At 61.9% G+C, this 2,034-nt stretch carries 1 protein-coding gene; it reads right to left on the bottom strand.

Annotation, left to right across the window (positions count from 1 at the left end; all coding sequences use genetic code 11):
- Positions 1 to 319: 319 nt before the first annotated feature.
- The coding region (locus WAW39_RS03120) for a hypothetical protein (RefSeq protein ID WP_422315674.1) at positions 320 to 2,034 on the bottom strand (1,715 nt) is incomplete at its 5' end.

Below are 2,034 nucleotides of genomic sequence, written 5' to 3'. Positions count from 1 at the left end.
AGAGCATCGCGTGCCTCAGGGCGGGTAGGGAACCGCTGCGCCGGGTCCGAAGCTTCGGGTCCATGGCGTCGCAGGCGCTCAAAAAGGTTCGCCGTCCTTTAAACGTGGAAAGGCAGGCGACGTGGGACTTCACGCACTGGTTTGCAGCTGTGGCGAATCACCACACTCGATGCAAAACCACCCAGCATCTCAGGCTCTCCTCCAGAACGTGCGCACAAAAAAAGGGGGATCGTATTGATCCCCCCTTGGTTTGATAATGTGCAGCGATTGCGAAAGGTGAAGGGATCAGGCCGATCCCTCTCCTGTCGAATGCCGAGTCTTACTTGTCCTTGTCGAAGAAGGAGGACTCTTCGCGGTCGCCCACTTTCAGGTAACGGTAATACACTTCAAGCTGAAGCGTGCAGAGGCACTGGCGGTAGATGGGGTCTGCGGCATCACCGGCGGGCCAGTTCGGGCGGCCGGCCTTGAAGGAGCCGTCCGCCTGCTGGGCGCTGAGCACCTGCGGGAGGAACTGCTGGTTGTAGAACTTCCAGTCTTCGCCGCCCTGCTGGAAGAAGGCCTGGGTGTAGTAGTACCAGCAGTAGAGATTGCAATTTTTGTTCCAGTCGAGGGGTTCGGCGGTGAGGAAGTCGCGGAGGAATTTGATGCCCTTCTTGATGGCGGTGGTCTTGCCCTTGGCCATGGTCTGGAGGCCGAGGATGCCGACGCCGGAGAGGCTCCACTGATTGTAGTGCGCGTCACGATTCGGGCCGCCGAAGCCGCCGTCCTTGGTCTGCATTTTTTCCAGGTAATCGGTCATCTTGCCGATGCAGCTGTGGAGGCCGTCGATCTTCAGACCGGTGTTCTTGGCGGCTTTGAGCGCCTGGAACTGCCAGCCGACCACGGAAAGGTCGGCGCCGGCGGCCTTGTTGTAAACGATCTGTTCCTTGCCGCCGTAGGCCCAGGCACCTGCCGGGGTCTGGTTTTCGATGATGACTTTCACGCCTTTTTCAAAGGCTTCGCGCATGCCGGGGAGGCTCTTGCTGCCGAGACGGGCCAGGGTGTACATTTCGCCGAGGGCGTAGGTGGCGATGCCATGCTCGTAGGTGCCTGCGCCACCTTTGCCGCCGGCGGCTTCGCCCTTCCAGCCTGTCTCCGAAAAGATGCCGTAGGGGTTCTTTTTGCCGGCTTCGATGAGGAACATGATGCCCTTCATGACGTTTTCACCGTAGAAAGGGGATTCGGGCGTTTCGCAGCGGCCGAGGAAGCACAGCAAGGCGAGGCCGGTGAAGGCGCACCTGTTGCTTTTGCCCCAGGAGCCGTCGGCGTTCTGCTTGGTTTTGAGCCATTCGAGGGAGGCGCTCACAGCAGCCTCACACTCGGGGGAGCCGCCATTTTGACGGAGCTTCTCAAGTCGTTCCTGCGTGGAGCAGCGGCTGCGCATGGAGGGTGGCAGGGTCACGAAACCGCCTGCGGCTCCGAGTCCCTGACCTTTGCCAAAGCCGCCACCGGCTCCTCCCATGCCGAAACCGCCTGCACCGCCGAGAGCACCGCCGCCCATCATGGCGCTGACGTCGGGCATGTCGAGCGAGTCGGGCGGGGCTTCAGGCAGGGTGATGGCCGAATTCGTGCTCGCGCTGACCAGCTTCTTCATCGGCATGGTCTTGTTGATCGAGCTGCGCTTCTTCTGCTGCACCTTGTGCTGCAGATCCGCACTGGCCTTCGCACCCTGCGCGGTGCCGCCACCGGGCAGGAAGTCGACCTGCTTGTCCATGACACCGCTCTGGAAGACGATGAACAAGGCCAAGACGCCGAGACCGGCATGGATCAAGATACTGAGAAGAAGGGAGCTGGCACCGGCCTTCAGCCAGAGCTGCACAAACTTGTTTGGCGGCTTGCCCACTTCGATGTGGGTGAGGGCTGGCGGGTGATAGACCTGGCCTTCGACGTGCTCGGCCACGACGGCGGCGGCAACTTCACCGGCATCGTCGGTCGGGACGGCGGCTGCCACGGGCACGGCCACGCTCGGTGCGGGCATCACGGGAGCACCGGAGG

The organism is Prosthecobacter sp. (assembly GCF_049294395.1).
Taxonomy (GTDB): Bacteria; Verrucomicrobiota; Verrucomicrobiia; order Verrucomicrobiales; family Verrucomicrobiaceae; genus Prosthecobacter.
The sequence above is the reverse complement of the archived record's forward strand: the minus strand, read 5'-3'. Positions and strand labels throughout refer to the sequence as shown.